Source organism: Salipiger sp. PrR002 (genome assembly GCF_010500775.1).
In the GTDB taxonomy this organism is placed as follows: domain Bacteria; phylum Pseudomonadota; class Alphaproteobacteria; order Rhodobacterales; family Rhodobacteraceae; genus Salipiger.
On record NZ_JAAGOU010000008.1, the window covers coordinates 1 to 16,068 of the forward strand.

Below are 16,068 nucleotides of genomic sequence, written 5' to 3' on the forward strand. Positions count from 1 at the left end.
ACCCGGACCTCTCCGAAGGTCGACGCTCCTACACCACGCGCGGGGGCACTATCTTCCTTGGCGAATGGTACTTCGCCGTACTCGACAAGCTGCTTTTCTGCATCCTTCAGGCGTATCCCATCGGCGCCCTGCTCCCGGACCAAGGCGACTGCTGACCCGCCCGCATTACGAAACCCGCAGACTAAAGAGGGAGTAGCTTGGTATCGCCTTGTCCGGCTATGCTTGCCGGATCGGTCATGCCAAAAGTTGGCCGTCTGTTCAATGTAGCCACCTTCCAACAAGGCTTTCACTGCTTGCTCAAAGGAGGTCGGCGTGTAGATCGTTGATCCATATTGGGACTTGCTAAGATTTTGTAGCGTGTTCCTGCGCAGCCCGATACCGACGTGTAGGGAAGGGTCACTCACGTGTGCACGGGACAGGTCAAGCACGATGGCTTTGATCGCGGCTTCAAAGTTGGCTTGCGCTTCGACCTTGCGGCTCCTTCCGCGCGTTTCGGCTTCACCAATCGTTCGGCAAAGACTATCCAGATACGCCACCAGTGAAGGCTGATCTGTTGTCCAATGAGGATCGAATGGGCGAGACTTCACGGTCACGAATCTATCTGTTTTCTCAAGGTCGGGCTACCTGCTGGGCCTAGCAAACGCAGCTCGGGTTTAGAACGGTCGGCTGCACCCAAAGTGCCGACGTTCGCGTCATGTGCGGCGGTATAGCTGACACCAGCACTTCCACACATGTAAGGAATGTGCAGCGTGACTTGACTACCATGGTCAACGCGAAGGGCGGACAGCGGTCGTTCGCTGCGGTGGCGATTGCGTCAGCCTACGGCACCCACAAACTATCGATCCCGATCGCATTGTCCAGGCTCGGTGGCTAGCCTATAACAAGTGTGTACACAAAAGTTGGGACTATTATGGCGTCAGAAGTAAACTCTAAGAACCTTGGCTCGACCGCCGCAAGGGAAGCCAAGAAAGACGAGTTTTATACTCAGTACGTTGATATTCAGAAAGAAGTCGAAGCATATCTAGAATTTGACCAAGACACCTTTCGGAATAAAATCGTCTACTGTAATTGTGACGATCCATTCGAGAGCAATTTTTTCAAGTATTTTGCAGCCAACTTCAATCGCTTGGGGCTCCGTAAGCTGATCGCCACCAGCTACGACGGTTCATCAATCGCCGGAGCGCAGATCACGTTTGAAGAATACTCTGCGGGCAATGGTGAACGCGAGAAACCTAGAGCTACTTGTATTGAAATCGAAGAAGTCACGGACCTTGACGGCAATGGTGCGATTGGTATCGATGACGTAAAGCTCTTCCTTCAGAACAACCCACACTCTCACAGGCCGCTTGATGGTGGTGGGGACTTTCGCAGCCAAGATTGCATTGAGCTCTTGCAAGAGGCTGATATCGTAGTGACCAACCCACCTTTTTCGCTTTTCAAAGAGTTCATGGTGCTACTGGCAAAGTACGAAAAGAAATTTCTTGTCATTGGGAACCTGCAAGCACTCACATATAAAGCGATTTTCCCGTTAATTAAAGCAGACAAGCTCTGGATGGGTGTGACAATCCATAGTGGCGACCGTGAGTTCCGTGTTCCAGATGACTATCCACTGAACGCGTCCGGATATAGAACCGACGAAGATGGGAATAAGTACATTAGGGTGAAAGGGGTTCGCTGGTATACCAATTTGGACCATGGTCGCCGCCATCAAGCTCTTCCCCTTATGACAATGAAGGACAATTTGAGATTCAACAAAAAGTTGAGTGGAAAGCCGGCGTATAAGCGATACGATAATTATGACGCCATTGAGGTTCCATTCACTGATGCGATTCCCAGTGACTACGATGACGTTATGGGGGTTCCGATCACTTTCTTGGATAAATATAATCCAGATCAGTTCGACATATTGGGCACCCTGGACTCTAGCGATCCGGACAACCCCTACAGAACAAGATGGTACTCTTCGCAAGATCAAAAGGACGCTTACTTTCGGCGCTTTGGAAAATCAGGAAATATTCCTCTAAATATGTCTGGAGTTATTAACGACGCCAAGGTCTACAAAAGAATACTAATCAAGCACCGCCGCTAAGACAAAGAAAGACAGTTAATTGAAAACAACCCTCGAAACCGAAGTGACCGTCGCAAAGCTCTGCAAAGGGTTCGTTTATAATCAGCTTGAAGGCAAGGGCTTGTTTGGCTGGGCCGGAAAGCTCACGATTCAGCCAGAGTATCAACGCAACTACATCTACGCGGAAGATAACGGCAAACGGGAGCAGGCTGTTATTGTATCACTTTTGAAGGGCTATCCTTTGGGATTGTTCTACTTCAACCAAGTAGGCAAAGATGAATTCGAGGTTTTGGACGGCCAACAGCGAATCACAAGCATTGGGCGATTCGTCACGAACAAGTTCGCAATCTTGGATGGTGGCAACCCCAAGACATTCGACAGCCTTCCAAAGGATCAGCAAGACTTAATCCTTGCCTCGAAGATGCTCATCTACATCTGCGCAGGCACGGAGACCGAAATCAAGCAGTGGTTCGAGACCATCAACATCGCGGGTGTTCCGCTTAAGCCTCAAGAGCTTTTGAACGCCATTTATTCAGGACCGTTCGTTACGCTAGCAAAAGCTGAGTTCAGTAACAGCCAGAACGCAAACATCCAAAAGTGGAGCGCATACATTAGAGGCAGCGCGAACCGGCAGGATTACCTTGAACGGGCGCTGGATTGGGTCAGCAAGGGCGATATCGGTGCCTACATGAGCCAGCACAGGACCGAAAAGAACATCACCGAACTAAAGAACTACTTCGAAAGCGTTATTGATTGGGTGTCGAGCGTCTTTACCGACGTTGAAAAGGAAATGCAGGGCTTGGAATGGGGAAGGTTGTACGAAACCCATCACAAGACATCCTACAACCCCACCGCCGTGTCCACTGAGGTGCAAAAGCTGTATGGCGACCCCTTTGTAAAGAACAGGCGGGGGATCTTTGAGTATGTGCTGGGAGGATCGACCGACCCTCGACTGCTGGACATCCGGGTCTTTGATGAGGCGACGAAAAAGTCCGTTTACGCAGCACAGACCAAGACGGCGAACGCCAAAGGGGTGTCCAATTGTTCCTTGTGCGCAGTAGGTCATAACTCGAACAAAACGACAATTTGGGCCATCAAAGAGATGGAAGCCGATCACGTGTCCGCGTGGAGCAAAGGCGGTGCAACCGCTGCATCGAATTGCGAAATGCTTTGCAAGACGCATAATCGCGCAAAGGGTAATCGGTGAGGCGGAATCGGCTTGGGTAGACTCGCCTATTATTCACTTAGGCAATTTGGCTAGCCCTAAGGGGGCAATCGCGATTGCCGCTTTGCAGCACGGTTTGGCTTTCCAATGCCCGCTTTGGGCCGCTCACCGCTATTGTAGCACCTCAATACTTGGTCCAATAGATGGTGTGCGGTCGTCATCAGTTCGCCCGGAAATGAAACTGATCAATGGACGCTTCAAGTTCTGGTTGATCCGAATGGCTGGGCCGTCTGGAATGCGCTCTCCAGTCTCTGAACTTAGAAGTTGGTCTGGTTCTGACAGTTTCCTCATAACGATAGCCTCATCGTCTTTACGTGACGAACGCTCACCTTGTTTATTCCATTGCTCACTAAGAGAAGTGGCCACCAAATCCGGGGTAGGTACGCTTGCGCCTGCCCAACTTCCGTGTGGGCAGAGAATCGCTTCCAGTCCGAAGAAATGCTTACGGAGATGGCTCAAGCGCTTGTGATGCTTGATTGACTTCGGGATGTTTTTGGCCGCAATTAGTTTTGACGTTAACTCGACAGCGACGTCAGTGGCGAAGGCGAGGTTCACACCGCTTACAGTCGGACCCGAGCCAGAAAAATACGCATCGCTCGCTACTGATTGATGGTTGTAGAACATGTAGAGCGGAACCCAAGGTGTTGGCGCATTCACGAGGGTTTGGAACTGATAATCGGAAGCTTTCGGAGGTTTGTGCAACAACTCATGGTAAGAACGGTTGGAAATTTTCACTTCTTTCGTACCGGTTTGAGCGGCGTTCAGGCGCTTTGCCTGAACTCTCAAATATAAACTTCGGCCGCTTTTTACATGCCAGAAACGCAGATCCAAGTCGCCGCCCGTCTCGGCCTCAATCGGGTACTGAATTACTAGTTCGGGGCCTGAAAATGCCGCAAGCGCTCCAGTGAAAATGTCAGTCATCGTTTCTTCACGGAACCTTCCCCTCTTGAGTTTCTCTTCCCGGTCAAGCAGCTGCCCTATTAAGAGTGGAAGTGTCTTTGCAAGACTGCAAATTGTATTCGGCATAGTTCTCTCGCCAATTAGACTTTCAAATCAATCATACGCCTACTTTCCCTCTTGCCAAGCACGCGGCTATGATATTCTTCAATGGAAGCTATAGGGCGTTGCATTACAGCACCGTCTAAGGTCGTCGAGGTCCGCTTTGGGGTGCTATTCACATTTATCTAATCTTTTCCATTCTTTGACGCATCGAATCTTTCCCAAACATTCATGCGACCCTTCTGGCGAGCATCGGCTAGCCAGAGTTTCCTCCGGACGCCGGCGACCTCAAGATTTCTGTATTTACCACCCGAGAACTTGGGCCAGTCGATAGCGAGGCCTTGCTTGACTATTTCCTCGGATAGATCACGTCCATCAGGAAGGAAGCACTTTGCAACAGTGCGGCCATATTCGTCTTCAGCGGTAATTTCGGCCCGTATAATATGCCCCTTGCACAGACGCACCATGGCCCATTTGGCCTTCTTGCCGTAAGGATGATGGAGTTCTGGCGCGTCTATTCCGTAGAGGCGCACTTGGGTTTTTTGGATCGTAATCGTGTCACCGTCCGTTACGTACGCTGGCCCTTCCAGCACGCGCGGCAGCGTGACTGAGTGAGCGGTCTCTGCATCAAAGGTCTCATCCCTGTCTGCTGCAGTCGCCTGCGCTTTTTCTGGTTGCGCGGACGAAACGGTAATGCCGCGGGCAGCCTTATAGGCAAGCGTTTCTCGATCAGGTTTCCTGCTTGGCGTTGCTTTACGCCGGTATGTCGGCTTGAACAGCGCTCTCAAAAGTAATCTCAACATAACAGAACCGTACGAGGTGGTGCTCCTCAGAGCAAATAGATTGCAAATGGAGAGAGTGATAACATTATCTATCTGCCAAGAGAGTATGTGTTAGATGCCTCAGGTTTGCCGCTCGTCCTACAATAGGTGGATAAGCCGAATCGAAAGTCTGGAATGAGGGGCCGCATCGTAGCATCAGAAGTGACGAGCGAGCGGCGGCTCTGGGCCGTACGCGAACTTCTGACAGGTAAGGACACAGAGTTGCACACTGCTATGTTCCGCGCGGCACACTCAACCGGGTCAAGGATGACCAACCAAATTCAGTTCGCGCAGCCAGAGCAACTATGACAACTCGACTTGAGAAATTTGCTACATTTTTTCGTGCCCGGATACATTCATCTGCGAGCGTCAGTTTGCCCCGCACCCTTCTTATGCGGACAGACACTCACCTCGTTCGGAACTCGATGATGAAACCTGCGGGAAGACGCGGCTTGGTTTAGCTATCTCAGCGGCATAGCGTCCACAGCGGCTCGTTCTATGGCACACCGGGGCAATTGACAGCCACATGCCTCAGGCAGCATAAGTGTGACACAAAGTGCGACACACAATGCAACCTTGCACTCGATTTTTTCGGCCTCTCAATGGGTTAGAAAAATGGTTGCGAGTCCGGTACTCGCCTCCAAACACCCCCCTACAGTTTTTGACACCACAAAGCGTCGCTCTCGCGGCGGTTTTGGTGTGGCTGTCGCCCCGCGAACCCTGCGCGTTGGGCGCGCAAAGAAACCCGCTTCCGCGATACATATTATGATCAGCTTTTGGCGTCTGGCGCCGAAACTGCCTGTATCTTGAGCGCATTCATGCATGCGGGTGGGAAATGCGCGAATTTTAATTTTACCGTTTGGTCAAAAAATTCTTCATAGTGACAGCCCGGCGCGCAAGCCGGCCCACATCTGTCCGCACATGGAGGCACGCATGGAAATCGGGGTATTTCTTCCCATCGGCAACAACGGCTGGCTCATCTCCGAGACCGCGCCGCAGTACAAGCCGAGCTTCGAGCTGAACAAGGAGATCACGCTGAGCGCCGAGAAATACGGGCTCGATTTCGTGCTCACCATGATCAAGCTGCGCGGCTTTGGCGGCAAGACCGAGTTCTGGGACCACAACCTTGAGAGCTTCACGCTGATGGCCGGGCTCGCCGCCTGCACCAGCAAGATCAAGCTCTATGCCACCGCCGCCTCGCTGGTGATGCCGCCGGCGATCGTCGCGCGCATGGCCTCGACCATCGACTCGATCTCGGGCGGGCGCTTCGGGGTGAACCTCGTGACCGGCTGGCAAAAGCCCGAGTACAGCCAGATGGGCATGTGGCCGGGCGACGAGTTCTTCGGCACGCGCTATAAGTATCTGGCGGAATACGCGCAGGTGCTGCGCGATCTGTGGGAGACCGGCAAAAGCGATCTCAAGGGCGAGTTCTTCCAGATGGACGACTGCCGCCTCAGCCCGCAGCCGCAGGCCGACATGAAGGTGATCTGCGCCGGCTCGTCCGATGCGGGCATGGCCTTCTCGGCGCAATACGCCGACTACAACTTCTGCTTCGGCAAGGGGGTGAACACCCCGCAGGCCTTCGCGCCCAATGCCGAGCGCCTGAAGGAAGCCACCGCCAAGACCGGGCGCGAGGTGTCGACCTATGCGCTCTTCATGATCATCGCCGATGAGACCGACGAGAAGGCCCGCGCCAAATGGGATCTCTACAAGGAAGGCGCCGACGAAGAGGCGCTGGCGTGGCTTGGCCTGCAGAGCGCGGCCGACACGAAATCGGGTGCCGACACCAATGTGCGGCAGATGTCCGACCCCGTCTCGGCGGTGAACATCAACATGGGCACGCTGGTGGGGTCCTATGAAACCGTCGCCAAGATGCTCGACGAAGTGGCAGAAGTGCCCGGCACTGGCGGCGTTCTGCTGACATTCGACGATTTTGTGCAGGGCGTCGAGGATTTCGGCTCCAAGATCCAGCCGCTCATGGCCTGCCGCAAGTCGGTTCAGGTCTCCGAACCCGCATGAGGCAGAAAATGGACGTTACAGCCCAACCCGAAAATTTCCCCTTCGATCCCGAGACCACCGCGCTGATCGTGGTGGACATGCAGAACGCCTATGCCACGAAGGGCGGCTACGTCGACCTTGCCGGTTTCGACGTGTCGGGCGCGCGCTCGTGCATCGAGAACATCTGCAAGGTCACCAAGGCCTGCCGCGACGCGGGCGTGCTGGTCACCTTCCTGCAGAACGGCTGGGACCCGGCCTATGTCGAGGCCGGTGGCCCGGACTCGCCCAACGTCAAGAAATCCAACGCCATCAAGACCATGAAGAAGCGCCCCGAGCTTTGGGGCCAGCTTCTGGCGAAGGGCGGCTGGGACTATGACATCATCGACGAGCTTGATCCGCAGGAGGGCGATCTGCTGATCCCCAAGCCGCGCTATTCGGGCTTTTTCAACTCCTACCTCGACAGCGCGCTGCGCTCGCGCGGGATCAAGACGCTGGTCTTCACCGGCATCGCCACCAATGTCTGCGTGGAAAGCTCGCTGCGCGATGCCTTCCATCTCGAGTACCACTGCCTGATGCTCGAGGATGCGACCAACCACCTCGGCCCGGACTTCATCCAGAAGGCCTCGGTCTACAACGTCGCCACCTTCTTCGGCTGGGTCGCCAAGACCGACGACTTCTGCGCCGCGCTTATCTCCAAGGAAGAAAAGGAACTCTCGAATGCCTAAGACTCCCGTGATCCCCGAAGGCACCGGCAAGCCGCTCGCACCCTATCTGCCGGGCGTGCTGGCCGACGGGGTGGTCTATGTGTCGGGCACATTGCCCTTCGACAAGGAGAACAACGTCGTACACGTCGGCGACGCGGCGGCGCAGACCAAGCATGTGCTCGAGACCATCAAGTCCGTCATCGAAAAGGCGGGTGGCACGATGGACGATGTGGTGATGAACCATATCTTCGTCACCGACTGGGCCAACTACGCGGCGGTGAACGAGGTCTATGCCACCTATTTCCCGGGCGACAAACCGGCGCGCTACTGTATCCAGTGCGGCCTTGTGAAGCCCGACGCGCTGGTCGAGATCGCCACGGTCGCGGTCATCAAGTAATGGAATTCACCCATCTTCGGTGCGGGCGCGAGGGCGCCCGCACGCTTGTTTTGTGTTCGGGGCTCGGCGGGGCGCAGGGCTATTGGGCGCCGCATCTCGATGCACTGAAGCCGCAGTTCGATCTTATCCTTTATGATCAGCGCGGCACCGGCGCGAATGCCTGCGGTCTTGGACCGACCAGTATCGCGGATATGGCCGACGACGTGCTCGAGGTCTGCGACGCGGCCGGGGTCAATCGCTTCGATCTCATGGGGCACGCGCTTGGCGGGCTGGTTGGCTTCGATCTGGCCGCGCGCGCGCAACGCCGCGTCGAGCGGGTGGTGGCGATCAACGCTTGGCCCGAGATCGACGCCCATACCGCGCGTTGCTTCGACATCCGGTTGGCGACGCTGGCGGGGCAGGGGCTCGAGGCCTTTGCCGCATTGCAGATGAATTTCCTCTACCCGCCGTTCTGGATCGCCGCACATCCCGAAAAAATCGCCGCCGAAGAGGCCCATGCCGTGGCGCATTTCCAAGGCGCCGCCAATATCACCCACCGCATCGGCGCGCTGCGCGATTTCCGCCTGCCCGAAAAGCTCGACGGCAAGGGCATTCTGCTGGTCGCCAGCAAGGATGATGCGCTGGTGGATGTGGCGCAGTCCGAACGGCTCGCCGAGCGCCTCCCGGGGTCCAAGCTGGTGATCTTCACGCAAGGCGGCCACGCCATGAACCTGACCAAGCGCGATGCGTTCGAGGCCGAGGTGCTGCCCTTCCTGACGGCGGAGTGATCTGAACCGTCATTGCCGCGCAACGTCTCTGCATGGATCACGCCAGCCCGTGCGCACGGGCTGGCGTTTTTCCTTTCTGCGCTCGCCATGGCCTTGGCTGCGAGCAGTGTGCCCGAATGCCGAAAATTTAGCGCGTTCGGGCGTTTCATCTCCCCGATCCGGGCGGAACAGCTGTACCCTCGCTGGACAAACCCGAAGGTGCCGCTCACCTTCCGCCTGACTTTCAGGAAAGGACTGCCCCCATGGCCCATGAGATGCTGAAACCTTCTGCCCCGGCACCGCTGCGCAACGTGAATCTCGACACCGATGAGATCCAGCAGGCACGCGTCGATCTGGCCGCCACGTTGCGCATGGCGGCGCACTACGGGCTCGAAGAAGGGATCTGCAATCACTTTTCGGCTGTGGTTCCGGGCCACCCCGACCTCTTTCTGGTCAACCGGCTCGGCGATGCCTTTGCCGAGGCCAAGGCCTCGAGCCTGCTGATCTGCGACTTCGACGGGCATGTTCTGCAGGGGGAGGGGGAGCCGGAGGCGACGGCTTTTTACATTCACGCCCGGCTGCACAAGCGGCATCCCCGCGTCGGTGCCGCCTTTCACACCCATATGCCCAATGCCACCGCGCTGACGATGATCGAGGGCGAGCCACTGGTCTGGGCAGGTCAAACCGCGCTGAAATTCTATGGCCGCACTGTGGTGGACGAGGATTACAACGGGCTCGCGCTCGACAATGACGAGGGCGACCGCATCGCCGAGGCCATGGGGGAGGCCGACGTCGTCTTTATGCGCAACCATGGCGTCATGGTCTGCGCGCCCAATATCGCCGAGGCGTGGGACGATCTTTACTACCTCGAACGTGCCGCCGAGGTGCAGCTGAAGGCGATGAGTTCGGGCCGCCCGCTGATCCCGGTCTCGGAGGAGCTTGCGGAGAAAACCGCGAAGCTGATGCGCGAGGGCGATCCCGAAAGCGCGCGGATGCATCTTGAGAGCATCAAACGTCAGCTTGACGTCACCTCGCCGGGCTTCCGCGACTGATCTTCCGAAGCGCTCAGCCGGCGACGATCACCTCGACGTCGGCGGCCCGCAGGGCCTCGGCCAGCGCGCCGGTCGGGGCCGCATCGGTGACCAGCGTGTCGATCCGTTCAAGCCCGGCCACCTGCACCAGCGCGTTGACGCCGAACTTGCTCTGATCGGCCAGCACCACGCAGCGCGAGGCGCGCGCGGTATAGACCCGCTTGATCTCGGCATCCTCGATGCAGAAGTCGAAGATGCCGCCCTCGGTGATCGAGGACACGCCCAGAAACGCCACGTCGAACCACAGTTTGCCCGCCTGCTCCATGGTCACCGGCCCGACCAGCGACATGGCGGCGGGCCGCATCTTGCCGCCCAGCATGTAAACCTCGGCGCGCGTCTCCAGCGCCGCGACGCGCAGGTTGTTGCTGAAGATGCGCCGCGCCGGATCGCCAACCATCAGACGCGCCAGTTCCAGCACCGTCGTGCCGATATCGAGGGCCACCATCTCTTGCGGGCGGGCCAGCGACAGGGCTTTGCGGGCGATGCGGGCCTTGGCCTCGGCATTCTCGCGCTGCCGGTCGCTGAAGAAGGGCGCGGGCGCAGGCTCTGGCGGGCAGGTTTCGCTGAGGATGGCGCCGCCGTGGGTGCGGCGCAGATCGCCGCGTTCTTCCAGATCGCTGAGGTCGCGGCGCACGGTCATCTCGGAGACGCCGAACATCTCGGCGAGATCGGCAGAGGACATGAAGCCCTTTTCGCGGATCACCTGCGCGATGCGGTCCTTGCGCACCACGCCCATCATCCGGCCCAATGTCCGGGGCGAGGGTTTTTCTGCCGGGTGTTTGGTCCGGCGCGCGGGCGTTTCGGTGGTCATGGTCGGGTCAACGCCCTCAAGGCCGGGCGGGTTACAGCCGCGGCAGGGCGCGCTCCTGATGGCGGGCGCTGCAGACACGCGGCAGCACCGTTAAAACAAAGCTTACACGAAGCCAGATAGTCGGACAAAAGATAACGTAAGGTGAATCGGGGTTATCGCAGGGTGAGGGCCGTTGCGCTTGTGGTTGCCTGCATATGCGACGCCACGTCCCTTTCCAAGCGCGAAGAAACCCCGTTACATGTCGCCATGACCCGCGCGCTCGCCCATCGTCTCATGCTGTTCGCCACCGTGTTGACGGTGGCCTTGGCGAGCGTCGTCTTCGCGGCCCGCATGGCGCCCGAGGGTGTGCAGGAAGCCTCGCTTGAGAGCTATCTCGCCATGGGCGGGTCGCTGGACGAGATCTGCGATGGCGAAGGCGCCCATCACCACGCGCATCATTGCCCGGTCTGCCATCTGCTGCCCGAGGCACCGTGCATCGCGTCGGATCGCCCGGCGCAGAGGATCGCCCGCGCGTTCAGCGCGCGTGTCCTGCGCGATCTGGCGACACGCCCGCAGCGCGGCGATCCGCATCGCTCACCCCGAGCACCCCCGGTCTTCATCTGATCGCGCGCCGCCCGTTCGGGCCGCGCGCTGAGCCAGATTTCCCTGATTTTGCGAGGCATGCCCTCGCCCCTGATCATGCGCAGGCAGCGGTGCGTCCGCGCGCGCAAGGAGACCGAAGATGAAGACCACTTTGATTGCCGCCCTTGGCCTTGCCGTTCTCGCAACCGGTGCCGCCCGTGCCGAGGGCCAGATGACCCACCAGACGAAACAGCGCGAGATGTCCGCCACCGCCCCTGCGGAGGCGCGTTTCGAGCTTGGTGCGCTGGTGATCGAGAACCCGTTCTCGCGCGCATCTCTGCCCAATCAGCCGGTTGGCGGAGGGTTTTTCACTGTCACCAACACCGGCACCGAGGATGACCGGCTGATCGCCGCGAACGCCGCCCCGGAAATGGCGGATCATATGGAAATCCACGAGATGGCGATGGACGGGCAGGTGATGAAGATGCGCGAATTGCCCAAAGGTCTGCCCATCCCCGCGGGTGAGACGGTGCAGCTCAAGCCCGGCGGCTACCATCTGATGCTCATGGGGCTGAAGCAGCCGCTGGTCGAGGGCGAGACCGTGACGGTGACGCTGACCTTCGAAAAGGCGGGCAGCATCGAGGTGCCGCTGGCGATCGGCGCGCCCAACGCCAAGGGCGGCATGGGCCACGGCAGCCCGGTCGGCCAAGGCCAGATGAAGCACGGCGGGTGAGGGCCACGGCATGACAAAATCAGGGATTTCCGCGATCCGTCTGGCGCTCTGGGGGCTGGTGCTGCTGGCCCTCATCGTGCTGCTGTGGTTCCGCGTGATTGCGCCGCGGCTCGAGCAGGACGTCACCGCCTCGCTCGGGCGGGGCGACTACGAACTGACCGCTACCGACGGCAGCGCCTTTACCGAAGACAGCCTGAAGGGCGCACCTTCGGCGGTGTTCTTCGGCTTCACCCATTGCCCAGAGGTCTGCCCGACGACCTTGGGCGACATCGCCACATGGGAAGAGGGGCTGGGCAGTGACGCCGCTGCGCTGCGCGTCTTCTTCGTCACCGTCGACCCCGAGCGCGATACGGTCGAGCAGCTTCGGGACTATGTGTCATGGGTGCCCGAGGTGCGCGGGGTCTCGGGGTCTCGCGCGGATATCGACAAGGCGCTCAAGGCGTTCCGGATCTACGCCCGGCGCGTGCCGCTCGACGATGGTGGCTACACGATGGATCATTCGGCCATGGTGCTTCTGTTCGATGCGCGCGGCGATTACGCCGGGCTGATCAACTATCAAGAGGAATACGACCGGGCGCTCGGCAAGCTGCAGGCGCTGGTCGCGGGCAGCTGACGGCAGGGCCTTGCCGAAATCTTGCGCCGCCCCTTGCCGGATGGGGTGGCGCGCGCCACTCTTCACGTAAAGCACACAAGAGGCGGAGCGGGCAGATGGGCAGTACCAGACGGAATTTTCTTTTCACCGGCGGCGCGATGGCGCTGCTCGCGGGCTGTGGTGGCGGCGGAGGCGGCTACACCAGTGCCGATGCGCCGCTTGATCCGATGCTGCTGCCCCAGCCCAATCCCGGCTGGGATGCGTGGGTCGCCGCCTTCCGCGGGCGTGCGCAATCGCAGGGCATCTCTGGCGGCACTTTCGATGCGGCCTTCCGCTCTGCGGGCTTCCTGCCCGGCGTGATCGAGCGCGACCGCAGCCAGACAGAGTTCACCCGCACGCTCGAGGATTACCTCGCAATCACCGCAAGCGAGCAGAAGGTCTCGCAGGGCCGGGCCGAGCTGCGCGGTAACATGGGCGTGCTGCGCGAAATCGAGGCGCGCTACGGTGTTCCGCCGCATGTGGTCTGCGCGGTCTGGGGCATGGAAAGCAGCTATGGCACCCGGCGCGGCAATATCCCGGTGATCTCGGCCTGTTCGACGCTGGCCTACGAGGGGCGGCGCGGCGCGTTCTTCGAGGCGCAGACGCTGGCTGCCCTGCGCATCCTGCAGCGCGGCGACACCAGCCCCTCGCAGCTGACCGGCAGTTGGGCGGGGGCCATGGGCCATACGCAGTTCATCCCCACCACCTACCAGAGCTACGCGGTGGATTTCCGTGGCGACGGGCGGCGCGACATCTGGTCCGACGATCCGACGGACGGGCTGGCCTCCACCGCCAACTACTTGTCGCGCAGCGGCTGGCGGCGTGGCGAGCCTTGGGGGCTGGAAGTGGTGCTGCCTGCGGGCGGTGCCTCGATGGCGGGCGGCACGCGTAGCGGCGCGGGCTGGACTTCGGCGGGCGTGCGTCCCGCTTCGGGAGGCTCGATCCCGTCTGGCTCGGGAAAGCTCTTGCTGCCCGAGGGCGCGGCGGGTCCGGCGTTCCTCGTCTATCGCAATTTCAACGTCATCCTGCGCTACAACAACGCGCAGAAATACGGGATCGGCGTGGGCCATCTGTCGGACCGTCTGCTGGGCGCGGGTCCGCTGCGCGGCGGCTTCCCGCCCGACCGCTATGGTCTGACAATCGACGACCGCCGTGAGTTGCAGCGGCGGCTCACCGGCGCGGGTTTCGATGCGGGCACGCCCGATGGGGTGCTGGGAAGCAAGACGGAGACGGCGATCCAAGGCTATCAGGCGCGCAATGGGCTGCCGGTGACGGGCGAGCCCTCGCAGGCGCTGCTCGCCCGGCTGCGGCGCGGGTGATCCACGCCGCCCATCCGGGCTCAGACCCTTGCGTCAGACGGTTGCGGTGCCGCCCGTAAGCGCGGCTTTGATGTCGCCCAAGGTCTTCTTCTCGGCCTCCGACACCGCCTCGCCGCCGAAGCCGAGAAAGCCGCCTTCCTTCGCCGCTTCGGCGGTGCGGGTGGCGGTCTCGACAAGGAAGTCGGCAAAGGCGGGCGCCTCTTCGGGGGCGCTCGTCTTGACCAATCCGAGGATCTCGCTCAGCCGCGCGACGGCGGCATCGGTGATCTCGGGCGGCTTCTTGCCCTTCACCAGCGCCTTGACCCCGTCCATCGCCGCCGAGCGGCCTTCCGAGGTCTTGTAAGCCTCGGCCACCTCTGCGGCGAGCGTGCCGGTGCCATCCTCGGTCGAGGCATCCTTCAGCGAGCCAGCCATGGCCGCGCTTTCCTGTACCGCGCCAATGAGCCCGCCGGGATCGGCAGCGGTGATCGCGAGACCCGCCAGCATCGGTGCCTCGAGAACCGCAGCCCAGTCGGTTTCGGTGAATTTTTCCTTGAGTGCCATGAGAGCCTCCGCTCAGTTGCAAAGTCGCGCGCCACGGTCGGGCCGTGGTCGGGCGTGGCGCGGGCTCCAAAACCGGCCCGCAGGGGTCTCAAATGATCCGCGCTGCCGGAAACGCTGCCGGACAATCCGGGGGGCAGGCGGGTGAGCCATCGGTGATGGTCTACGGAGTGTATCGCAACCTAAACGTGCAATCTAGCTACGCCGCGCTTTGGCCCATCAAACGGCTGCCGGTGGTCGGTTTTCCGCCGACCTGCCTTGGTGACCGCGGGTGGAGGCAGACTGGCTTAGACGACCTCGATCACGTCCTTGTCGATGGCCAAGTGATAGCCCTTGCGCGCGATGTTGCGCACCAAAAGCTCGCTCACCATCTGGTTGCCCAGCCCGTCGCGCAGCCGCTTGATGCGGGTGGCGCCCGCCGCCTCTTCGCAGTCGCTCGCATCGCGCCCCGAGATCACCGCTTCGATCTGCGCGCCGGTCAGCATCTCGTCGTCCATCCGGGCTTCGGCCAGCACCGACAGCGTCTCGATCATCGCCGGCGTCAACTTGAAGCCCATGGTGTTGAGATAGACCATATTCTCTTCGCGGCTGATGATCAGCGAGCTGACCTGAATGCCCGAGCGCTCGATCTGCGCCATGCGGCGGTTCATTCCCGCCAGCATGACAAGGAACACCAAGGCCGCCACCAGCATCGCCGCGGCGAAAATCAGCAGCACGAAGATCACCATGCGATAGCTCGCCAGCGTGTCGGCAAAGGCGGTCCCCGACTGGGCAAGGATCTCGAGCAGCTTGACCTCGGCCTGCGCGGTCAGGTCCTGCTCGACAAAGATGCGCTCGACGCGGGCGTTGAAGGCGTTGCCGTCGGGCAGGGTGAGCATCAAGAGCCCGCCCGCAAAAGTCAGCAATGCGACGATGGCGACGATCCCGAAGGTGACGATCCGCCCGCCGGTGCGGCGCGCGTCAGTAGCGGAGGTAGAAGTCACCGGCATTTTTCTTCTTCTTGTCCGAGGGCTCCTGTTCCGACAGGCCGACGATGCTCAGCAGCGTCCAGCCGTTCCGGTCGAGCCGGATTTCAAGCTGCGCTGCCGCGGTGTTCTTCGTCGGGCATTCGGGGGTGGGGAGCAGTGCGATCCCATACTGCAGACGCAGCGGGTCGTCCTGTTTTGCCTTGTACTCGGCATAACAGTCGGCCTGCGCCGCCGAGGCGGCGAACGAGGCGAGAAGAGCAAGGGCAAGGAGCGGCGTTTTCATACACAAAGACTGAGCGCGCCGCGGCGGCAATTCAATAGCCCCAGACGGATAGGCGGCGGATATCCGATATCATCGGAGGGATATTGCCTGTTTTGCCGGGTGAGGCCGAGGGTTGGCTCGATCGCGGCACCTGCCGTGCTAGCCCCCAGGTTCATCCCCGAAGGAGACAGCCC

At 60.0% G+C, this 16,068-nt stretch carries 18 protein-coding genes; 11 read left to right on the plus strand and 7 right to left on the minus strand.

The annotated features are described in order from the left end of the window. Positions 1-593, minus strand: a 593-nt coding sequence (locus tag G0A00_RS10060) for a hypothetical protein (RefSeq protein WP_164181194.1), incomplete at its 3' end; no start/stop codon positions are given. 317 nt (positions 594-910) lie between these two features. Between G0A00_RS10060 and G0A00_RS10065 the strand changes: the two genes are divergently transcribed. Together G0A00_RS10065 and G0A00_RS10070 are read left to right on the plus strand one after the other, a co-directional pair. After that, positions 911-2,089: an adenine-specific methyltransferase EcoRI family protein gene (locus tag G0A00_RS10065; protein ID WP_164181192.1), complete on the plus strand. Its 1,179-nt coding sequence runs from the start codon at positions 911-913 to the stop codon at positions 2,087-2,089. A 19-nt stretch (positions 2,090-2,108) separates the two neighbouring features. Continuing rightward, positions 2,109-3,275: a DUF262 domain-containing protein gene (locus G0A00_RS10070; protein ID WP_164181189.1), complete on the plus strand. Its 1,167-nt coding sequence runs from the start codon at positions 2,109-2,111 to the stop codon at positions 3,273-3,275. Positions 3,276-3,404: 129 nt separating this feature from the next. Here G0A00_RS10070 and G0A00_RS10075 read toward each other — a convergent pair whose 3' ends face one another. After that, complete coding sequence (locus tag G0A00_RS10075) at positions 3,405-4,319, minus strand: DUF6615 family protein (protein WP_368667683.1); 915 nt, start codon at positions 4,317-4,319, stop codon at positions 3,405-3,407. Between the two features lie 158 nt (positions 4,320-4,477). Beyond that, entirely contained in the window at positions 4,478-5,080 is a 603-nt protein-coding gene (locus G0A00_RS26515; protein WP_235953012.1) for a thermonuclease family protein, read from the minus strand. Positions 5,081-6,046: 966 nt separating this feature from the next. Here G0A00_RS26515 and rutA point away from each other — a divergent pair. The 5 genes from rutA to G0A00_RS10105 all read left to right on the plus strand — a co-directional run bounded on the left by rutA (position 6,047) and on the right by G0A00_RS10105 (position 10,010). After that, positions 6,047-7,132 (plus strand): pyrimidine utilization protein A, encoded by a 1,086-nt coding sequence (rutA, locus tag G0A00_RS10085; protein ID WP_164181185.1) that lies wholly within the window; start codon positions 6,047-6,049, stop codon positions 7,130-7,132. An 8-nt stretch (positions 7,133-7,140) separates the two neighbouring features. Next, the gene (locus G0A00_RS10090) at positions 7,141-7,836 is read left to right on the plus strand and encodes an isochorismatase family protein (protein WP_157373977.1); all 696 of its coding nucleotides are present in this window, start codon (positions 7,141-7,143) and stop codon (positions 7,834-7,836) included. Continuing rightward, a complete protein-coding gene (rutC, locus tag G0A00_RS10095) occupies positions 7,829-8,212 on the plus strand; it encodes a pyrimidine utilization protein C (protein WP_164181183.1) in 384 nt (127 codons plus the stop codon). The genes G0A00_RS10090 and rutC overlap by 8 nt, the downstream gene beginning before the upstream one ends. Beyond that, a complete protein-coding gene (gene rutD, locus G0A00_RS10100) occupies positions 8,212-8,979 on the plus strand; it encodes a pyrimidine utilization protein D (protein ID WP_164181181.1) in 768 nt (255 codons plus the stop codon). The genes rutC and rutD overlap by 1 nt, the downstream gene beginning before the upstream one ends. 242 nt (positions 8,980-9,221) lie before the next feature. Beyond that, the gene (locus G0A00_RS10105; RefSeq protein ID WP_164181179.1) at positions 9,222-10,010 is read left to right on the plus strand and encodes an aldolase; all 789 of its coding nucleotides are present in this window, start codon (positions 9,222-9,224) and stop codon (positions 10,008-10,010) included. Positions 10,011-10,023: 13 nt separating this feature from the next. Here G0A00_RS10105 and G0A00_RS10110 read toward each other — a convergent pair whose 3' ends face one another. Further along, positions 10,024-10,860 carry a DeoR/GlpR family DNA-binding transcription regulator gene (locus G0A00_RS10110; RefSeq protein WP_164181177.1) on the minus strand — a complete coding sequence of 279 codons (837 nt, stop codon included), beginning with the start codon at positions 10,858-10,860 and terminating at the stop codon, positions 10,024-10,026. A 246-nt stretch (positions 10,861-11,106) separates the two neighbouring features. Here G0A00_RS10110 and G0A00_RS10115 point away from each other — a divergent pair, with 246 nt between their 5' ends. From G0A00_RS10115 to G0A00_RS10130, 4 genes are all read left to right on the plus strand, one after another. Then, the gene (locus G0A00_RS10115) at positions 11,107-11,463 is read left to right on the plus strand and encodes a DUF2946 family protein (RefSeq protein WP_164181175.1); all 357 of its coding nucleotides are present in this window, start codon (positions 11,107-11,109) and stop codon (positions 11,461-11,463) included. 118 nt (positions 11,464-11,581) lie between these two features. Then, on the plus strand, positions 11,582-12,154 hold the full coding sequence (locus tag G0A00_RS10120) for a copper chaperone PCu(A)C (protein WP_164181173.1): 573 nt from the start codon (positions 11,582-11,584) through the stop codon (positions 12,152-12,154). Positions 12,155-12,164: 10 nt separating this feature from the next. Beyond that, the gene (locus G0A00_RS10125) at positions 12,165-12,767 is read left to right on the plus strand and encodes an SCO family protein (RefSeq protein WP_164181171.1); all 603 of its coding nucleotides are present in this window, start codon (positions 12,165-12,167) and stop codon (positions 12,765-12,767) included. 95 nt (positions 12,768-12,862) lie between these two features. After that, positions 12,863-14,104 (plus strand): lytic murein transglycosylase, encoded by a 1,242-nt coding sequence (locus tag G0A00_RS10130; RefSeq protein ID WP_164181169.1) that lies wholly within the window; start codon positions 12,863-12,865, stop codon positions 14,102-14,104. Between the two features lie 33 nt (positions 14,105-14,137). Here the strand turns inward: G0A00_RS10130 and G0A00_RS10135 are convergent, their stop codons facing one another. The 3 genes from G0A00_RS10135 to G0A00_RS10145 form a co-directional block, all read right to left on the minus strand. Further along, entirely contained in the window at positions 14,138-14,647 is a 510-nt protein-coding gene (locus tag G0A00_RS10135; protein ID WP_164181167.1) for a hypothetical protein, read from the minus strand. Between the two features lie 284 nt (positions 14,648-14,931). After that, the gene (locus tag G0A00_RS10140; RefSeq protein ID WP_164181165.1) at positions 14,932-15,633 is read right to left on the minus strand and encodes a hypothetical protein; all 702 of its coding nucleotides are present in this window, start codon (positions 15,631-15,633) and stop codon (positions 14,932-14,934) included. Then, on the minus strand, positions 15,605-15,895 hold the full coding sequence (locus G0A00_RS10145) for a hypothetical protein (protein ID WP_066102329.1): 291 nt from the start codon (positions 15,893-15,895) through the stop codon (positions 15,605-15,607). Before G0A00_RS10145 ends, G0A00_RS10140 begins: the two co-directional genes overlap by 29 nt. Positions 15,896-16,068 lie beyond the last annotated feature (173 nt).

Bases quoted from the DNA above. Each gene is read 5' to 3' on its own strand.
- G0A00_RS10090 (WP_157373977.1), top strand. From the start codon at position 7,141: ATGGACGTTACAGCCCAACCCGAAAATTTCCCCTTCGATCCCGAGACC.
- rutD (WP_164181181.1), top strand. From the start codon at position 8,212: ATGGAATTCACCCATCTTCGGTGCGGGCGCGAGGGCGCCCGCACGCTT.
- G0A00_RS10065 (WP_164181192.1), top strand. From the start codon at position 911: ATGGCGTCAGAAGTAAACTCTAAGAACCTTGGCTCGACCGCCGCAAGG.
- G0A00_RS10135 (WP_164181167.1), bottom strand. From the start codon at position 14,647: ATGGCACTCAAGGAAAAATTCACCGAAACCGACTGGGCTGCGGTTCTC.
- G0A00_RS10125 (WP_164181171.1), top strand. From the start codon at position 12,165: ATGACAAAATCAGGGATTTCCGCGATCCGTCTGGCGCTCTGGGGGCTG.
- G0A00_RS10105 (WP_164181179.1), top strand. From the start codon at position 9,222: ATGGCCCATGAGATGCTGAAACCTTCTGCCCCGGCACCGCTGCGCAAC.
- G0A00_RS10120 (WP_164181173.1), top strand. From the start codon at position 11,582: ATGAAGACCACTTTGATTGCCGCCCTTGGCCTTGCCGTTCTCGCAACC.
- G0A00_RS10145 (WP_066102329.1), bottom strand. From the start codon at position 15,895: ATGAAAACGCCGCTCCTTGCCCTTGCTCTTCTCGCCTCGTTCGCCGCC.
- G0A00_RS10115 (WP_164181175.1), top strand. From the start codon at position 11,107: ATGACCCGCGCGCTCGCCCATCGTCTCATGCTGTTCGCCACCGTGTTG.
- rutC (WP_164181183.1), top strand. From the start codon at position 7,829: ATGCCTAAGACTCCCGTGATCCCCGAAGGCACCGGCAAGCCGCTCGCA.
- G0A00_RS10075 (WP_368667683.1), bottom strand. From the start codon at position 4,319: ATGCCGAATACAATTTGCAGTCTTGCAAAGACACTTCCACTCTTAATA.
- G0A00_RS10130 (WP_164181169.1), top strand. From the start codon at position 12,863: ATGGGCAGTACCAGACGGAATTTTCTTTTCACCGGCGGCGCGATGGCG.
- G0A00_RS10110 (WP_164181177.1), bottom strand. From the start codon at position 10,860: ATGACCACCGAAACGCCCGCGCGCCGGACCAAACACCCGGCAGAAAAA.
- G0A00_RS10140 (WP_164181165.1), bottom strand. From the start codon at position 15,633: ATGCCGGTGACTTCTACCTCCGCTACTGACGCGCGCCGCACCGGCGGG.
- rutA (WP_164181185.1), top strand. From the start codon at position 6,047: ATGGAAATCGGGGTATTTCTTCCCATCGGCAACAACGGCTGGCTCATC.